1 protein-coding gene is annotated in these 280 nt (G+C 49.6%); it reads left to right on the top strand.

Going from position 1 to position 280, the window contains the following annotated elements; translation table 11 throughout:
• A partial coding sequence (locus tag AC27K1_RS21805; protein ID WP_487152897.1) for a hypothetical protein occupies positions 1 to 280 on the top strand: 280 nt, incomplete at both ends.

The raw sequence follows: 280 nt of genomic DNA, 5'->3' as shown, positions 1-280 counted from the left end.
GAATGGAGCGGTACCCACAGCGAGCTTAAAGGTAAAAAGAAAAAGCTGGAGAAAGCCGTTTCCCGTTTGTTGAAACGCCATCGGGAACACGATGTTCATGAACAAGTAAATCCTCAGCATCAACGAGACGATGAACAGCGTATTGAGACACTGAAAAAAGCCTCACGCCGCATCAAGACGTTCCTGAAGGAACAACCAGAGCGAACCAATAAACGTAACCAGCCGCTTAAAGGCAATGTGACCGACCCGGACAGCGCCAAGATGAAGACCGCCAAAGGGG

Source organism: Kistimonas ophiarachnellae (assembly GCF_057552235.1).
The sequence above is the reverse complement of the archived record's forward strand: the minus strand, read 5'-3'. Positions and strand labels throughout refer to the sequence as shown.